This is a genomic window from Chitinimonas prasina (assembly GCF_030160395.1).
In the GTDB taxonomy this organism is placed as follows: domain Bacteria; phylum Pseudomonadota; class Gammaproteobacteria; order Burkholderiales; family Chitinimonadaceae; genus Chitinimonas; species Chitinimonas prasina.
In genome coordinates this window covers 1-15,790 of the sequence record NZ_BSOG01000007.1, presented here as the reverse complement: position 1 = coordinate 15,790, position 15,790 = coordinate 1, and the positions used below count along the sequence as shown (strand labels likewise).

15 protein-coding genes are annotated in these 15,790 nt (G+C 59.9%); 2 read left to right on the top strand and 13 right to left on the bottom strand.

The features are described from left to right. The first annotated feature begins 56 nt into the window (after window positions 1-56). Both QQK16_RS19530 and aceK read left to right on the top strand, forming a co-directional pair. Complete coding sequence (locus QQK16_RS19530; RefSeq protein WP_284198172.1) at window positions 57-647, top strand: pseudouridine synthase; 591 nt, start codon at window positions 57-59, stop codon at window positions 645-647. Beyond that, window positions 647-2,416 carry a bifunctional isocitrate dehydrogenase kinase/phosphatase gene (aceK, locus tag QQK16_RS19525; RefSeq protein ID WP_284198171.1) on the top strand — a complete coding sequence of 590 codons (1,770 nt, stop codon included), beginning with the start codon at window positions 647-649 and terminating at the stop codon, window positions 2,414-2,416. Before QQK16_RS19530 ends, aceK begins: the two co-directional genes overlap by 1 nt. Before the next feature lie 75 nt (window positions 2,417-2,491). Here aceK and QQK16_RS19520 read toward each other — a convergent pair whose 3' ends face one another. The 13 genes from QQK16_RS19520 to QQK16_RS19460 form a co-directional block, all read right to left on the bottom strand. Then, a complete protein-coding gene (locus tag QQK16_RS19520; RefSeq protein ID WP_284198170.1) occupies window positions 2,492-3,787 on the bottom strand; it encodes a NupC/NupG family nucleoside CNT transporter in 1,296 nt (431 codons plus the stop codon). Window positions 3,788-4,049: 262 nt separating this feature from the next. Beyond that, entirely contained in the window at window positions 4,050-4,991 is a 942-nt protein-coding gene (locus QQK16_RS19515; protein WP_284198169.1) for a DMT family transporter, read from the bottom strand. Window positions 4,992-5,201: 210 nt separating this feature from the next. Beyond that, window positions 5,202-6,260 (bottom strand): magnesium/cobalt transporter CorA, encoded by a 1,059-nt coding sequence (gene corA / locus QQK16_RS19510; protein ID WP_284198168.1) that lies wholly within the window; start codon window positions 6,258-6,260, stop codon window positions 5,202-5,204. A gap of 1 nt (window position 6,261) precedes the next feature. Beyond that, a complete protein-coding gene (gene ppx, locus QQK16_RS19505) occupies window positions 6,262-7,758 on the bottom strand; it encodes an exopolyphosphatase (protein ID WP_284198167.1) in 1,497 nt (498 codons plus the stop codon). Window positions 7,759-7,860: 102 nt separating this feature from the next. Continuing rightward, on the bottom strand, window positions 7,861-8,559 hold the full coding sequence (phoU, locus tag QQK16_RS19500) for a phosphate signaling complex protein PhoU (RefSeq protein ID WP_284198166.1): 699 nt from the start codon (window positions 8,557-8,559) through the stop codon (window positions 7,861-7,863). Window positions 8,560-8,705: 146 nt separating this feature from the next. Then, the gene (rpiA, locus tag QQK16_RS19495; protein WP_284198165.1) at window positions 8,706-9,362 is read right to left on the bottom strand and encodes a ribose-5-phosphate isomerase RpiA; all 657 of its coding nucleotides are present in this window, start codon (window positions 9,360-9,362) and stop codon (window positions 8,706-8,708) included. 33 nt (window positions 9,363-9,395) lie between these two features. Then, window positions 9,396-10,013: a MarC family protein gene (locus QQK16_RS19490; RefSeq protein ID WP_284198164.1), complete on the bottom strand. Its 618-nt coding sequence runs from the start codon at window positions 10,011-10,013 to the stop codon at window positions 9,396-9,398. A gap of 77 nt (window positions 10,014-10,090) precedes the next feature. Beyond that, a complete protein-coding gene (locus QQK16_RS19485; protein ID WP_284198163.1) occupies window positions 10,091-10,441 on the bottom strand; it encodes a RidA family protein in 351 nt (116 codons plus the stop codon). A 121-nt stretch (window positions 10,442-10,562) separates the two neighbouring features. Further along, the gene (locus tag QQK16_RS19480) at window positions 10,563-11,759 is read right to left on the bottom strand and encodes a DesA family fatty acid desaturase (RefSeq protein ID WP_284198162.1); all 1,197 of its coding nucleotides are present in this window, start codon (window positions 11,757-11,759) and stop codon (window positions 10,563-10,565) included. Between the two features lie 58 nt (window positions 11,760-11,817). Continuing rightward, window positions 11,818-13,143 (bottom strand): mechanosensitive ion channel family protein, encoded by a 1,326-nt coding sequence (locus tag QQK16_RS19475; RefSeq protein WP_284198161.1) that lies wholly within the window; start codon window positions 13,141-13,143, stop codon window positions 11,818-11,820. A gap of 4 nt (window positions 13,144-13,147) precedes the next feature. Continuing rightward, window positions 13,148-13,645 (bottom strand): D-glycero-beta-D-manno-heptose 1-phosphate adenylyltransferase, encoded by a 498-nt coding sequence (gene rfaE2, locus QQK16_RS19470; RefSeq protein WP_284198160.1) that lies wholly within the window; start codon window positions 13,643-13,645, stop codon window positions 13,148-13,150. A gap of 10 nt (window positions 13,646-13,655) precedes the next feature. After that, entirely contained in the window at window positions 13,656-14,525 is an 870-nt protein-coding gene (locus tag QQK16_RS19465; protein ID WP_284198159.1) for a ferritin-like domain-containing protein, read from the bottom strand. A 730-nt stretch (window positions 14,526-15,255) separates the two neighbouring features. Continuing rightward, window positions 15,256-15,648 (bottom strand): contact-dependent growth inhibition system immunity protein, encoded by a 393-nt coding sequence (locus tag QQK16_RS19460; protein ID WP_284198158.1) that lies wholly within the window; start codon window positions 15,646-15,648, stop codon window positions 15,256-15,258. Window positions 15,649-15,790: the final 142 nt, after the last annotated feature.

Sequence of the window (15,790 nt, the reverse complement as noted above, 5' to 3'; positions counted from 1 at the left end):
GTAAACCTTGCTATTATCGGGCAAAACCCTGCTTTTCTGCCAGTTCGGCCGTATATATGCCTGATGTCATCCTGTTCAACAAACCCTACGGCGTGATCACCCAGTTCTCCGACCACGCCCTGCACCCCACCCTGTCGAACCATATCGACGCGCCGGGCTTCTATCCCGCCGGCCGGCTGGATACCGACTCGGAGGGACTGCTGCTGCTGACCAATGACGGCAAGCTGCAGGCCCATATTGCCGACCCGCGCCACAAACTGCCCAAGACCTATTGGGTACAGGTGGAGGGCAACCCCAGTGATGAGGCCCTTGCGGCCCTGCGTCGCGGCGTGGATCTGGGCGACTTCACCACGCTGCCCGCCCTGGCAGAGCGGCTGGCCCCACCCGATATCTGGCCACGCTCACCGCCCATACGGGTGCGGAAATTCATCCCCGACAGCTGGATAGCCCTGACCATACGCGAAGGCAAGAACCGCCAGGTCAGGCGCATGACGGCCAAGGTGGGCCTGCCTACCTTGCGGCTGATACGCATGCAGGTAGGCGACTGGACGCTGGAGGGCATCGCCCCCGGCGCATGGCGCCAGCTCAGTGTAGATCTGCCACCCACCGCCGCTCCCCGCAACCCACGCAAGCCCATGAGGCCCTGATGCTGATACCCGCCGGCCAACACCCCAAGGCGATTGCCATCGCCCAGGCACTGATCGATGGCTTTGACCGCCATTACAGCATCTTCCGGCAGGTGAGCCGGGCGGCCAAGGCCCGCTTCGAAGCAGGCGACTGGCACGCCGTACAGTCAGCCTCCAAGGAGCGGATACGCTTTTACGACGAACGGGTGGACGAGTGCGTGGCAAGGCTGCACGAGGAATTCCACGCCGACTGGCTGGATGACGACATCTGGCAACAGGCCAAGCTGCTGTTCATCGGCATGCTGGTCAACCACAAGCAGCCCGAGCTGGCGGAAACCTTCTTCAACTCGGTCTGCTGCAAGATCCTGCACCGCAACTATTTCCACAACGATTTCATCTTTGTGCGGCCCGCCATCTCGACCGAATACATCGAGTCCGATCCGCCCACCTACCGTAGCTACTACCCCCGCGCCGGCGGTTTTCGCCGTAGCCTGCGCCGCATCGTCGAGGACTTCAGCTGGGACCGCAACTTCGCCGACCTCGATCGTGATATCGACTATGTCATCCAGACAGCGCTGCAGCACGTGGGCGGCAAATGGCCCGAGATCGAGGCAAACTTCCAGATACAGGTGCTATCCAGCGCCTTTTACCGCAACAAGGCCGCCTACATCATCGGTAAGGCAGTCAACGGCGGGGTGGAATACCCGTTCGCCGTACCCGTATTGCACGACCAGTACGGCCGCCTCTGCCTCGACACCCTGCTGCTGGAACCACGCCGCATCGCCGTGCTGTTCTCGCTGAACCGGGCCTACTTCATGGTGGACATGGCCTCGCCCTCTGGCTATGTCGGTTTTCTGCGCTCCATGCTGCCATTCAAGCCCAAGGCCGAGCTCTATACCATGCTGGGGCTGGCCAAGCAGGGCAAGACCGTGTTCTACCGCGACCTGATGCACCATCTGCGCCATTCCCGCGATGATTTCATCATCGCCCCCGGCATACGTGGCCTGGTAATGCTGGTATTCACCCTGCCCTCCTTCCCCTATGTGTTCAAGCTGATCAAGGACGAGATCGCCCCCACCAAGGATGTCACCCAGGAGATAGTCCGCGCCAAATACCAGCTGGTGAAACAGCATGACCGGGTAGGCCGCATGGCCGACACTCTGGAATTCAGCAACGTGGCACTGCCCAAGGCCCGGTTTACCGAGGAGCTGCTGACCGAGCTGCGCACGCTGGCCCCCAGCCTGCTGGAGGAGGATGAGCACGAAGTGGTCATCCGCCACCTCTATATCGAGCGCCGCATGGAGCCGCTCAACCTCTTCCTCAACCGTGCCACCACCGAGCAGCTGGAAATGGCCGTGGCCGACTACGGCAATGCCATCCGGGAGCTGGCCACGGCCAATATCTTCCCCGGCGACATGCTGTTCAAGAACTTCGGCATCACCCGCTATGGCCGCGTCGTGTTCTACGACTACGACGAAATCGAGTACATGACCGACTGCAACTTCCGCGAGATACCCGAGGCCCCTTCGCCCGAGATGGAAATGGCCAGCGAGCCGTGGTATCCGGTCGCCCGCAATGATGTCTTCCCGGAAGAGTTCGCCCGCTTCCTGTTGGGGCCCAGCGAGATACGACGGGTGTTCCTGCAGCACCATCGCGATCTGCTCAATCCCAGGTTCTGGCGTAGCCGGCAGGACCGCATCCGCGCGGGCCACGTGGAAGACTTCTACCCCTACCCGCACGAATTGCGTTTCTGCCATTTGTTCGGCCAAGCCGCCGACTCGGCGGCATAGCCCCTCCACCAGGCAAAAAGCGCCGCCGGAAACCTTCCGGCGGCGCTTTTTCACGTGCTCACAACAACTAGCGGCTTAGCTAAGCCAGATGGCGCCCACTGCGGCAGTCAACAGGCCTGCCAACACGGCAGCCAGCAGTGCCCGCATGCCTATCTCCGCCATGGTCTGCTGCTTGCCTGGCGCCATGGCGCCAATACCGGCCACGCAGATACCTACCGAGGAGAAGTTGGAGAACGACGACAGCGCAAAGGTCGAAATCAGGATGGAGTGGGCCGACAAGAGGCCCTGCTCCTTCATGCGACCCAGATCCAGGTAGGCAATGAACTCGTTGACCACCACCTTTTGGCCCAGCAGCGAACCCACCAGCAAGGTTTCATTCCAGGGCACACCCAGCAGCCAGGCCACCGGCCGGCACAACTGGCCAAACAGGTACTGCAGGGTCAGGCCCGAGAATGCACCACCGGTGCTGACACGTATCCAGCTGTTGACGCCAAGCATCTCGCCCAGCCAGTTCTGGCTGAGATGGTTGATCAGTGCGATCAGGGACACGCACACCATCAGCACGGCCGCCACAATGGCCGCCAGCTTCAAACCTTCCACCGTACCTGCCACCAAGGCATTGATGAAGTGACCCTGGTGCCCATGGTCGTAATCCATGCGGTTGGACGACATATGCTCGGGATCGTCCTCCGGCATCATGATCTTGGCAAAGATCACGGCGGCAGGTGCATTCATCAGCGAGGCCAGCAGCAGCCAGGTGGCAAACTTGGCTTGCTCGACCGGATTGGGACCACCCAGGAAGCTCACATAGGCGGCCAGCACAGAACCGGCCAGCGTAGCCATGCCGCCCACCATCAGGCAGAACAGCTCCGAGCGGGTCATGCGGCTGATATAGGGTTTGACCAGCAGAGGTGCCTCGGACTGGCCCATGAAGATATTGGCCGCTACCGACAGGCTCTCCGGCCCCGACAGCTTCATCGTGCGCTTCATCAGCCATGCCAGGCCGTACACCACGCGCTGCAGGATACCAAAGTGGTACAGCAAGGCCGACAGGCCCGAGAAGAACATCAAAATGGGCAGAACGTTAAAGGCAAAGATGAAAGCCAGCTTGCCGCCAGGGTTGGCCAGATCGCCAAAGATGAATCGCGCACCATCGCCCGAAAAATTGAGCATGTGCACAAAACCGGCGCTGAAGCTCTCCAGCATATGGCGGGCCACCACCACCTTGCTGAACAAGAGGCAGAAGCCTGAATGCAGCACCAGACCTATACCGATGATGCGCCAGTTGATGGCGCGGCGATTAGCAGAAAATGCGTAGGCGATCGCCAGCAGGCTGATGATGCCGATCAAGGATTGCAGGGCCACCGACATGGCGCGCTCCGGGGAACTTTATAAAGCGCGCGATTCTATATCAGCGCCATGCTGCGGCACCGATTAATTTTGGCCACTGTCTGATTATGGCCCTTACGTGGGCGAGCAAGCAGCCGACTGACGCTACCAATCTGAAATCAAAGGAGAATCCCGGTAGCAGCTTGGCGCGCCCCCTGGTGAGCCGCAGCAAATCTGGCCCACCAGTGTGACAAGAAGGCACCTCGGGCCGCACCAACCCAAATCGGCATGCGCCCTAAAGCGGCTAGCGTTGCTGCGGCAGCACGGTCGCCGGCACTTTCGCCGCGACCTGGCCCTGTGCGTAATACAGGCCGGTAAAAATGATAGCGAGACCCGCCACATGGTAGAAGGCCAGTTGCTCTCCCAGCAGCACCCCGGCACCCACCGCGCCAAAAGCGGGAATCAAGTGCAGGAAACCGGCGGCACGCGTCGGCCCCAACACATTTACCGCTCGCATATAGGCCAGCAGGGCAATGACCGAGGGGAAGATGCCCAGGTAGAGCACGCTGGCCAGATTGGCGCCCGATGCCGCTGGCAGGCCCACATGGCTCAACTCCCAGACCAGAAAGGGCAGCAGCATGACCAAGCCCAGGGCGATGGTGACCGCCAGCACGGCGAATCTATCCATGCTCTCGCGCACGCCTCGCAGCAGCACGGTATAGACCGACCAGCAGGCCAGCCCCGCCACCACCAGCGCATCACCGCTATTGAAATCCAGCGCCAGCAAACGGCCCAGTTGGCCATGGCAAATGATGAGCAGTACGCCGAATAGCGAGCCGGTCATACCCAGCCACTCTCGACCAGCCAGCGGCTTGCGCCATACCGCCCAGCTCAGCAGCATCACCATCAACGGTATGAGCGCGTTGAACAGCACGGCATTGGTGGCATTGGTATGGTGCAGGCCGATATAGATCAGGGTATTGGAGGTGGCAATGCCGTAGGCAGCCAACCAGAACAGGCGCTTCCAGACGCGGCGCAGCTGCGGCAGCTGCTCACGGATGCGGCGCCAGGCAATGGGCAGCAGCACCAGCAGGGCGACCAGCCAGCGGCCAAAGGCCAAGGTAATCGGGGCGATATCGGCGTGCATGGCACGCGCCAGGATGAAATTGCCGGCCCAGCACAGGGTGGCAAAAACCAGCAGGACATACGGCAGGGCAACCGCAGAGGGGAGCAGACGACGCAACATGGAGCGACCTCGGGTAGAGGGTGGTGTAGCCCGGTGCTTGTGGCACCAGGGTGATGACATCAACCCCTGCCGGCCGTGCCGTAGGGATGGATGCTGCACACCGACCGGGTAAGGCCGATACGCAAGGTCGCGGATTTTAAAGAAAAAACAGAAAAACGCCAGCAGAAATTGTGCACTGCAACAGTGCAGTCGCACCACCAAGGTGCATCGCTATAGCCAGCGTCGCCGCCAGAAGAACAAGCCCATCCCCAGGCCCAGGGTCGCCATCAGTGCCAGCACCGTGGCATAGCCATAGTGCCACTTCAGTTCCGGCATGTACTCGAAGTTCATGCCATAAACCCCAGCAATAAAGGTCAGCGGCATAAAGATGGTGGCAATCACCGTCAGCATCCGCATTTCCCGGTTCAGCCGATTGCCCTGATTGGACATATAGAAATCGGTCAGGCTGCCTATCATGTCACGCAGCATTTCCTGCGCCTCGATCAGATGCACGGCATGGTCATAGACATCGCGCAGATAAATCTGCGTCTCGCTCAGGAAGAAGTCCGCATCGTCACGCTGCAGGGCATTCAATACCTCGCGCATGGGCCACAGGGCTCGCCGCAGATACAACATCTCGCGGCGCAATGCGTGGATATGGGTCAGCACCTCGGGTTTGGGGCTCTCCAGTACCACGTCCTCCAGCGTCTCCACCCGCTCCCCCAGTGCTTCCAGCACCCCGAAGTAGCGGTCAACCAGCTTGTCCAGCAAGGCATAGACCAGGTAATCGGCGCCCAGCCTGCGCACCTGCCCTGCGCCTTTGCGCAATTGGTCGCGCACTTCGCCAAAGGTGCCGCTGGGATGTTCCTGGAAGGTCAGCACCCAGCCACGCCCCAGGACGATGGAGATCTGCTCCGTCAATACGCAGCCACTTGCGTCATCGAAGCGGGCCAGCTTGGCCACGATATAGAGGTAGTGCTCGAAGGTCTCGACCTTGCTGCGTTGGCCAGTATTGAGTATGTCTTCCAGCGTCAGTGGGTGCAGCTTGAAGCGCCGCGCCACCTCCTGCAGCAAGGCATGGTTGCCCAGGCCATGGATATTTAGCCACAAGGTCCCGTGACTAGGCTGAAAGCCCTGTCCCTGCGCCAGCGAGGTAAAGCAGGTTTCCCGGAGGTCATGCTCGTCCGGGCCATACTCAATCAAGGTGGCCAGCGTCTCTGCCTGCGCATCGACATGATTGCCTGCCGGCTTGGCCGCATGGTGGGCCAGCAGGCGCCGCTTCTTGGCCATCTCAGCTCCAGTGCTGGAAATTACTGGATAGCTGCAGCACCTGGCCAATCTCGCGCCACTCCTCTGCCTCCTGCAGCAGTGCAGTGTGAGTAAGGGGATTGTTCGCCAGCCAGTCATCTTCTGCCGTCAGGCTGAAACCATTGCTCAGCGCCACCAGTTGCACAGGCGGCAGAGGGCGGTCAGTACGGCTGCGGCAGCACAGCACGGCCAACCGCAGCGACAGCACCCTGGCCCAGCGGTCACGCGCATGGCCACTGCCTAGCTTCTTCAGCCCACCCTTATGGCCTAACACCAGCAAGGCCAATCGGGCTTGCTCATGGCTGGAGAAACCCGGCATGTCGGCATGCTGCAGGATATAGGCCGAGTGCTTGTGATAACTGGAATGCGAAACCGACAGGCCGATTTCGTGCAGGCGCGATGCCCACTGTAAGAGATTGAGATCCTGCTCTGCATCCAGACCCATGCTGGCGGCCAGCTGCCGGTAGAAATGCTCGGCCAGGGCGGCCACCCGGTTCTGCTGGGCCATGTCGACATGGTAACGGCGCTTGAACTGGGCTACCGTCACTTCGCGCAAATCACGCTGATGCTGGCGGCCTATCAGGTCGTACAGCACGCCATCACGCAACGCCCCCAGGGTGATGCCCATCTTGTCCACGCCCAGCTCGGCAAACACCGCCGCCATGATGGCAAACCCGCCAGGCAGTACCGGTCGCCGGTCCGCCCGCAGGCCATCCAGATTTACACTGTCTATGTGTCCGGCTTTGAGCATGATCTCGCGCAGCTTCTCCATGCCCGCAGCCGTAATGCCGCTCTCGGTTAGCCGGTTCATCTCCATGATATCGCTGAGCGAGCGGGCAGTGCCGGAGGTACCGATCGCCAGCTGCCAGTGCTCATGGTTGAAATCCTGGACAATGGCCTGCAACTCGCTACGGGCAGCCAGCTCTGCATCGCGCAGTGCCTGCTTGGTCAGGCGCCCATCGGGGAAGAATTTGAGGCTGTAGCTGACGCAGCCCATCAGCAGGCTCTCGGTCTTGAGCGGCTTGTACTGCTGGCCGACGATAAACTCGGTAGAGCCGCCACCGATATCCACCACCAGCCGCCGCTCCTTGCTGGCAGGCAGGGAGTGTGCCGCGCCGATATAGATCAGGCGGGCCTCTTCGCGGCCGGCGATGACCTCGATGGGAAAGCCCAGTGCCGCCTCGGCGCGTGGCAGGAAGTCGCTGGCATTCTTGGCCACCCGCAGGGTGTTGGTGGCCACCACGCGCACATGCTCGGGCGCCATGCCACGCAGGCGTTCGCCAAACCGCGCCAATGCCGCCAATGCACGCTGCTGGCCCTTGTCGTTCAGGCGCCCCTGGCCATCCAAGGCAGCGGCAAAGCGCACCGTGTCCTTCAAGGCATCCAGCGGATAGATATGATCCTCCACCACACGCGCCACCTGCAGGCGGAAGCTGTTGGAGCCAAGATCGACGGCGGCTATGGTATGCGAGGGACTCATCGGTCTTCTTCTAGCGATGCGGGGATGGGCGGATTGTCGGAAGCGGCCAGACAAAAAACAAGCCCCCCGTGCAAACGAGGGGCCTGATGTGCGCAAATAGGCTTAAGAAGCCTGCTTCTCTATCTCTTCCAGAGGGCTATGGCGCACGTCGATGCCCTTGACCAGGTAGACCACATACTCGGCAATATTCTTGGCATGGTCGCCCACGCGCTCGATGGCCTTGGCGATCTCAATGATCTCCAGCGCCAGGGTGATGGTGCGCGGGTCTTCCATCATGTAGGTAATCAGCTGCCGCTGTATGGCCTTGAATTCCTCGTCCAGCTTGATGTCCTCGCGCGCCACCTGACCGGCAACGCTGGGGTCCAGCCGGGCAAAGCCATCCAGCGCGGTACGCAGCATGGTCAGGGCGATATTGGACTGATAGGTCAGGTCGGACAGGCGCGGCACATTGATGCGCCCGCCTTCATAGATCAGCCTGGCACGGCGGGCGATCTTGCAGGCCTTGTCGCCTATGCGCTCCAGATCGTTCACCACTTTGTTGACAGTCAATACCATGCGCAAATCGCTGGCTGCAGGCTGGCGACGGGCGATGATATGCATGCAGTCATCGTCTATCTCCATGTGCATGGTGTTGACCTGGTTCTCGGTTTCGATGACCTTGTCTATCATCTCGGCGTCACCGGTCTCCAGCGCCCTCATGGCGTCGCGAAACTGCTCCTCCACCAGGCCGGCCATGGCCAGTATCTTGCCGCGTGCGGTTTCCAGCTCTACATCGAACTGCTTGGAAATATGTTCGGACATGGTGTGCTTCCCTCTTCGGACTGGGGTCTATCCCTCACGGCGCTAGCTTGGCACGAGCCATGCCCAGCGCCAAACGAATTTTCCGTGACATTTTTCTTACAAGTGGCGCAGCAACCGGCCTTGCGTGACCAGGCCTGCGCACCAACTTACTGGTAGGTCTGCACGCCAGTGGCGGTACCCAGCAACAGCACATCCGCACGCCGCCGTGCAAACAACCCGTTGGTCACCACCCCCACGATCTGGTTGATCTCGCCTTCCAGCTTGCCCGGCTCGGCAATGGCCAGACCATGCACGTCCAGTATCACATTGCCATTATCGGTAATCACCCCCTCGCGGTAGACCGGGCGCCCACCCAGTTGTACCAGCTCACGCGCCACATGGCTGCGTGCCATGGGTATCACCTCCACCGGTAGGGGGAACTTGCCCAGGACATCCACTAGCTTGGTTTCATCGGCGATGCAGACAAACTTCTCGGCCACGGCAGCCACGATTTTTTCCCGGGTCAAGGCGGCACCACCGCCTTTGACGGCATGCAGGTGGCGATTGATCTCATCGGCACCGTCCACATAAATGGGCAGCCTATCAATGGCATTGAGGTCATACACCGCAATGCCATGCGATTTCAAGCGCGCGGCCGAAGCTTCCGAGCTGGCCACGGCACCGTCGACGCGGCCCTTGATCTCGGCCAGCGCATCAATGAAATGATTGGCTGTCGAACCCGTTCCCACACCCACCACGCAGTTATCAGGGACAAAGGCGATGGCAGCGCGGGCGGCTGCGCGTTTCATTTCATCAAGGGTCATGGTGCTACTCCAGAAGAGACGGCGAAAACCGGATTATACGGTGCCTGCGCGCTGAATCTGCAGCACGAATGCCTGTATGCCGCTCAATAGCATCTCGATGGCGATCGCCGTCAGTATCAACCCCATCAGCCGCTCGAAGGCCATGGTGACCTGCTCACCCAGGAAGTCGGCAATACGCTCGGCAAAACCCAGCACCACGGCCGAGACCAGCAAGGCCACCGTCAGCGCACCTATCCACTCAAGCTGGCGATGCGGCTCGCGGGCGACCAACAGCAACACGGTGGCAATGGCCGAAGGGCCGGCAATGAAAGGGATGGCCAGGGGCACCAGAAAGGGTTCACCCTTCACCTGGTGGGCAAATGCCCCCTCCGGATGCGGGAAGATCATCTTGAGCGAAATCAGGAACAGGATCACCCCACCCGCAATACCCAGCGAAGTCTCGCTCAGATGCATGACCGCCAGCACCTGCCGGCCAAAGAACAGGAAGAACAGCAGGATGCCGAAAGCCAGGCAGACTTCCCGGATGATGATGCGCCGCCGCCGCGCCGGATCCACCTGCCGGAGCAAGCCGATGAACAAAGGAATATTGCCCAGCGGATCAGTGACCAGGATCAGCAGGATGGTGGCGGAGATAAAGGTAGAGGTTTCCATGGCTTACAGCATAGTGGGAAAAACAAAGCCCCCACAGCAAAAAGCAATGGGGGCCGGGTTCGTAAGGGCCGTAACCCTTACAGCGCGGCGACGATCTTGATCTCTACCTTGTACTCAGGCGTGGCCAGGCGTGATTCGACCGTGGCGCGTGCCGGGGTATGGCCTTGCGGCACCCAGGCAGACCAAGCTTCGTTCATGGCATCGTAATCCGCTATATCGGCCAGCCAGATCTGGGCAGTCAGTATCTTGGTCTTGTCGCTGCCAACCTCGCCCAGCAGCCTGTCTATCATGCCCAGTATCTCCTCGGTCTGGGCCTTGGCACCGTCTGCCAAGGTCGCCTCGGCCACTTGGCCGGCCAGGTAGACGGTATTGTTGTGGACGACGATTTCAGACAGGCGGGGGCCAACGTGATAGCGCTGTATGGACATGTTTTCCTCGGGCTTGAAAGGGCTTCCCAGAACACTCGATTTTCCATCGAGATGAAAACGGGAATGCCCTGAATGCAAAAGGGGCGGCTGATCAGCCGCCCCGGGCAAGATATGGGCCGTATTATGCCAGCGCCACGCCGCGCAGTCGCAGCGAGAAATCGCGCAAGGCTTCAATCCCGCTGGCCTCGGCACGTGCACACCAGTCCTGCAGCTGCTTCAGCAACTGCTCCTTGGACGACGAGGAACGCTCCCACAAAGCCGTCAATTCCTGCCGCATGTTGTAGACGGTGTCCAGCACCTTGGATTCCGCCAGCAAGGCATCCAGCTTGGCCTGGTCAGCCAGTGGCGTGTCCTTGCGATCCTGCTTGAGCCATCGCTTCATCGCCCGCTTGGGATTGAACTGGAACTGCGAGATATGCGGTGCGTGTTCGCGTAGCTGCTCCAGCTCCCCGGCTACTGTCGCCTTCAACTGGCGAGCATAGGCCGAGGCAATCTCGTAGCGGTTGGCAATAATGGCTTGCAAGGTATCGAAGTCCGCCTGGGGCTTGGGCGCCACCTCGCGCACTGATGGCGCCACCCGGCGTACCTTGGCCAGGCCCAGTAACTCCAGTATACGGATATACATCCAGCCTATATCGAACTCCCAGGCCTTGTTCGACAGCTTGGCCGAGGTACCAAAGGTATGGTGGTTGTTATGCAGTTCCTCACCACCGATCAGGATGCCCCAAGGGACGATATTGCGGGAGGCATCTTCATTCTCGAAATTACGGTAGCCCCAGTAGTGACCAATGCCATTGATGATGCCGGCAGCCGTCACCGGTATCCACAGCATCTGCACCGCCCACATCCAGATACCGTTGGCACCGAACAGCAGCAGATCCAGCACCGCCATGGTGACCACACCCCATACGCTGCGCTTGGCGTAGAGATTGCGCTCCAGCCAGTCATCCGGCGTGCCATGGCCGAACTTCTCCATGGTTTCGCGGTTCTTCGATTCAGCACGGTACAGCTCGGCCCCCTCAAAGAACACCTTCTTGATGCCCAGTACCTGGGGGCTGTGCGGGTCTTCCTCTGTCTCGCAGCGGGCGTGGTGCTTGCGGTGGATGGCAGCCCACTCCTTGGTCACCATGCCGGTGGTCAGCCACAGCCAGAAACGGAAGAAATGGCTGGGGATAGCATGCAGATCCAATGCCCGGTGCGCCTGGTGGCGATGAAGGAAGATGGTTACCGATGCGATGGTGATATGAGTAAGTACCAGGGTAACAACAATGTAACCCCACCAAGGCAGATCGATCAGGCCATTAAGCCAAGAGAGCATGGGTGTTCCTTGTAAAGGAATATAAGCAGACGACGGGATTCTACGGCAAATCAATCACCTAGCGCGTGCTCGAAGTTTGATCCAGGGCAAAGTTCTTATCCTGCGCCGCAGCAATCAGATGCAGATCGCGGCGCGGATAGGGAATTTCTATGCCATGCTCGCGGAAAGCCCGCCAGATCTTCATGTTCAGATCAGAACGCAGGGCTAACGTTCCCTTGTCCGAATCCCCTATCCAGAAGGCCAGCTCCAGGTCTATGCCGCTCTCGCCAAACCCCCTGACAAAGAAGGCAGGCTCGGGCTCGGCCAATATCCGGTCCTCGCCCTGGGTCTGCGCCACCAGCAGCGCGCCCACCGCCTCAAGATCGCTGTCATACGCCACCTGTATGGGCAAGACCACCCGTTGGGTGCTGTCCGAATGCGACAGATTGAGCACGGTCGACGTGATCAGGGCCTCGTTCGGGATGATGGCCTCGGAGCCGTCGCCCAGCTTGAGCACCACATAGCGCGAGGTAATACCCGATATGCTGCCCTGGCGTCCTTCGATATTCACCAGGTCGCCTATACGGACCGACCCATCCAGCAGGATGATGAAACCCGACACATAGTTGCTGGCAATCTTCTGCAGGCCAAAGCCCAGGCCGACGCCCAGCGCACCGCCAAATACCGACAGCACCGTCAGGTCTATGCCGACGATAGGCAGGGCAATCATCACCCCCACTACCACCAGAACGGTACGCATCACCTTGGTGGCCACCACCCGGAAGCTCAAATCCAGCGAGGTGGCCGACATCACCCGCCGCTCAGCCAGACGACCGAGCCAGACCGCCACCAGCATGGTGACCGCCACCGACAGCCCGCCATTCACCACCATCAGCAGCGAGATCCGCTGCTTGCCCATGGCAAAGGCCACGCTGTCGAGCAGCCTCTGTATCTCGGGCAGTACACCGGTAATATGCAGTGCAAACACCAGCCAGATCAGCCAGGCCAGCAGGCGCACCGCCTTCTTCACCCACTCGGACTGGATAAACGACTCCTGTAGCAGATAGGCCACCGTACGCACGATGACCAGCACCGACAGCAAGCTGGAGCCCAAGCGCAACAAGGTCACACTCTGGCCGCTGGGCCAGAACACAATCACCAGTTCCACAAACAGCCAGAACAGCACGGGATACATCACCCGTGCCATACCCTCGGAACTGACACGCCAGCGCGCCAACCCTGCCTGCCGCAAACGCGGCTGCAGCACGCGGCTGGCCACCCAGGCCAGCAGGGCACAACCCAGCAGGGCCAGCGACTGACTCAGAAGATGGGTTTCAGCCAGGCCCAGCCGCTGAAACTCCTCGATAAACTCGTATAGCGGTGTACGTTGCAACTCCTTCACCATGAGTTCAGCCCTCTGCGGCGCGTATCTTGCGCAGGGTCTGGGTGGTGGAGGTATCAAACAGGAATGGGATGGAATGCACCTGCCCGCCGCGCGCCAGCACTTCGGTGCTGCCCACTATCTTGTCGGGCTGCCAGTCGCCCCCCTTCACCAGAATATCGGGCTGCACTGCCAGTATCTCGGCAATAGGGGTATCGGCGTCAAACCAGGTCACCAGGTCGACCGAAGCCAGTGCAGCCAGTACGGCAGCACGGTGCTCGGTCGGGTTGATGGGCCTGTCATCCCCCTTGCCCAGGCGCCGTACCGAAGCATCGGTATTCACCGCCACCACCATGGCCGCACCCAGCGCACGCGCCTGGGCCAGATAGGTCACGTGGCCCCTGTGCAGGATATCGAAGCAGCCATTGGTGAACACCAAGGGCCGGGGCAAGCGGGCGATCCGCTCTGCGAGTTGTTCAGGAGGACAAAGTTTGTTCGTGAAATCAGGGTTGCTATAGGCAGTCATCGTGGTCTTGTCATGCCGCAGTCAGCCCCCCTTGGACGGAGTCCCTGGCCAGGAGCTGTCGCTGCACTTCTTTGCGGTAAAGGTTTAGTTGACCAACAGTATCAAAAGTTCGGTCAAACAGGCTGGATAGATTGCGCAAGATACCGCCAACCACGCGCGCTTCCCAGTCCTTATCGAACACAATCTGCTGGTCCAGCCAGCGCTCCAGCCAGGAAGGATCGGGCAAACGGCTCTGTATGGTGTCATTGGGAAAGAGCGCCTGGTTCACATGCAGATTGGTCGGGTGCAAGGGCTTGCCCGACTTCCCGCTGGACGCCATCAGCACGCCTATCTTGGCAAAGGCGTAGCGGGCATCATCCCCCATGCGCTCTATCGCCCGCTTCATATACTTGAGATAGGCCCCACCATGGCGGGCCTCATCCTGCGACAAGGTCTTGTAGATATGCTTGATCACCGGCTCGGTATGCCAGTCCGACGCACGCCGATACCACTGGGTCAGCCGCACCTCGCCACAGAAGTGCAGCATCAGGGTCTCCAGCGCAGGTGCCGGATCGAACTCGAAGCGTACGGCGTGCAGTTCCTGCTCGGTCGGCAGCAGATCAGGCCGGAACCGGCGCAGATACTCCATCAACACCAGGGAGTGCTTCTGTTCCTCGTAGAACCAGACCGACATAAAGGCAGAGAAGTCGCTGTCATCACGATTGTCACGCAGAAACATCTCTGTCGCCGGCAGCGCCGACCACTCAGTGATGGCATTGAGCTTTACCGTCTGGGCCTGTTCGTCGCTCAGCAAGCTGGCGTCAAAACTATTCCAGGGTATATCGCTCTGCATATTCCAGCGGGCTTTTTCCAGCGAGGCAAACAACTCGGGATACAGCATGGCGATTCTCCTAGGCGCGATCTGACTAGCATAGCGCAGGGTAGAGGACAGATTGATGACATAAATTGTACCGGACAATTGCTGTACATTGCTCATCTATCTACATCGGAGCATCACCAGGCAAGTCCACCCCAAGGCGCTATCTACTCTTCTGGCCAGGTGGGCAGTAGAACGTTCCTGGCCCCAGGCAGGTAGCAGATTTTTCCTTGCCGCCTCAGGCGCTAAGCAGCACGCCGACTAGGGCAGGCCAGGTAGCATGCGACACACCCATACTAGGCAAGCAGACGCCATGCCCTAGGGGGAATGGTATCTGTCATACCCAAAGGCATGAGGCACTATGCTGCCTAGCACCGCACTCCTGCACCAACTAGACTCGGCACTGACCAACCTGCCCATGCGCTTTCATCGTGTCCACCCCATTGCTGCATTTACTTGCACGGTAATTGCCGCAATGGTTGTTCCTATGGCGGCTTATTACTGGCCTAGCTCAAGCACTCCTGCCCTTCCGGCGTTGTTATATCGACTACTGCTGGGATCAACGGTCATCTGTTCCGGCTTGCTCTATAGCTTGATCGTCAATGATCCATCGCCGTCCAAACAAGTCAGGCTGCTACGTACGCTGGCAGCCGCTCTGCTAGCACCCTTTCTTGCTGGCTACCTTAGCTTATTCATAGGCTTTACGCTTCTTGGCTGGCAGCTCTAGCCAGCCAAGGCACTCTGGGTCACCTGACTAGGAGGCACGCTCCCGCAAAGCGGGCAGGATTTCGTCTCGCAATAGCTCCAGCAGACTTTCAACACTGGGGATCAGGTCGATTAGCTCCCGGTCCAAATCAGCCTGCTCCTCCCAGAACGCAGCCCGAACAGAAAGGACGCTGTCCAGCAGGTCGCCCGGGTACATCTGACCACCGGCAGCCGGATTTTCCGCCAAGTGCTCGAATGCCAGAGGCAACACATACGGCAAGCCTATCTCCTGCCCTATCAAGAACCGCAAGTCATCAATAGACAGCGATTCGAGCGCCAGCTTACGGAGTCGTTGCTCTCGCTGCACCACATTCGACGGATAGGGGTTGTATTCCCATACCGCACTCTCCAGTTGCTCTATGGATTTGCTGAGATCCATCATGATTGCTCCGCAATAGCGATATTCCGAACCTGTGCATTTGCCGCCGCCTACGCAGCTGCCAATCGCAATCCCAAACCCGCAAAGCAAAAGCCCCAGACTCTGGTGAGTCTGGGGCTTTTATGGGGAGCCTGGCGGTGACCTA

Coding starts and splice junctions, on each gene's coding strand:
- QQK16_RS19530 (WP_284198172.1), top strand. CDS start 57: ATGCCTGATGTCATCCTGTTCAACAAACCCTACGGCGTGATCACCCAG.
- aceK (WP_284198171.1), top strand. CDS start 647: ATGCTGATACCCGCCGGCCAACACCCCAAGGCGATTGCCATCGCCCAG.
- QQK16_RS19520 (WP_284198170.1), bottom strand. CDS start 3,787: ATGTCGGTGGCCCTGCAATCCTTGATCGGCATCATCAGCCTGCTGGCG.
- QQK16_RS19515 (WP_284198169.1), bottom strand. CDS start 4,991: ATGTTGCGTCGTCTGCTCCCCTCTGCGGTTGCCCTGCCGTATGTCCTG.
- corA (WP_284198168.1), bottom strand. CDS start 6,260: ATGGCCAAGAAGCGGCGCCTGCTGGCCCACCATGCGGCCAAGCCGGCA.
- ppx (WP_284198167.1), bottom strand. CDS start 7,758: ATGAGTCCCTCGCATACCATAGCCGCCGTCGATCTTGGCTCCAACAGC.
- phoU (WP_284198166.1), bottom strand. CDS start 8,559: ATGTCCGAACATATTTCCAAGCAGTTCGATGTAGAGCTGGAAACCGCA.
- rpiA (WP_284198165.1), bottom strand. CDS start 9,362: ATGACCCTTGATGAAATGAAACGCGCAGCCGCCCGCGCTGCCATCGCC.
- QQK16_RS19490 (WP_284198164.1), bottom strand. CDS start 10,013: ATGGAAACCTCTACCTTTATCTCCGCCACCATCCTGCTGATCCTGGTC.
- QQK16_RS19485 (WP_284198163.1), bottom strand. CDS start 10,441: ATGTCCATACAGCGCTATCACGTTGGCCCCCGCCTGTCTGAAATCGTC.
- QQK16_RS19480 (WP_284198162.1), bottom strand. CDS start 11,759: ATGCTCTCTTGGCTTAATGGCCTGATCGATCTGCCTTGGTGGGGTTAC.
- QQK16_RS19475 (WP_284198161.1), bottom strand. CDS start 13,143: ATGGTGAAGGAGTTGCAACGTACACCGCTATACGAGTTTATCGAGGAG.
- rfaE2 (WP_284198160.1), bottom strand. CDS start 13,645: ATGACTGCCTATAGCAACCCTGATTTCACGAACAAACTTTGTCCTCCT.
- QQK16_RS19465 (WP_284198159.1), bottom strand. CDS start 14,525: ATGCTGTATCCCGAGTTGTTTGCCTCGCTGGAAAAAGCCCGCTGGAAT.
- QQK16_RS19460 (WP_284198158.1), bottom strand. CDS start 15,648: ATGATGGATCTCAGCAAATCCATAGAGCAACTGGAGAGTGCGGTATGG.